At 65.4% G+C, this 355-nt stretch carries 1 protein-coding gene; it reads left to right on the top strand.

Features of this window, described 5'->3' with window-relative positions; genetic code table 11:
• A partial coding sequence (gene hslO / locus CWC28_RS21335; protein WP_171038347.1) for an Hsp33 family molecular chaperone HslO occupies positions 1 to 355 on the top strand: 355 nt, incomplete at both ends.

The following is a 355-nucleotide window of genomic DNA, read 5'->3' as shown; positions in this document are numbered from 1 at the left end:
ATCGTGGCCATCGATCAGGACAGCCTCGCCGGCTGCCTGGAGAGCTACTTCAGCCAGTCAGAGCAGCTGCCGACCCGCCTGTGGCTGATGGCCGATGGCAAGCGCACCGGCGGCGTGATGCTGCAGCAGCTGCCCAACGATGAGGCCAACAAGGACCCGGATGCCTGGGAGCGCGTCGTGCATCTGGCCGAGACCCTCAAGGCCGAGGAGCTGCTGACGCTGGACCAGCAGGAAGTGCTGCATCGTCTCTATCACGAAGAAACCGTGCGCATCTATGAGCCGAAGGCGCTGCGTTTCGGCTGCACCTGTTCACGCGAGCGTCTGGGCGCTGCCCTGCACAGCATCGCCGCCGACG

Source organism: Pseudoalteromonas sp. S4492 (genome assembly GCF_005886115.1).
GTDB lineage: Bacteria > Pseudomonadota > Gammaproteobacteria > Enterobacterales > Alteromonadaceae > Pseudoalteromonas > Pseudoalteromonas gelatinilytica.
The sequence above is the reverse complement of the archived record's forward strand: the minus strand, read 5'-3'. Positions and strand labels throughout refer to the sequence as shown.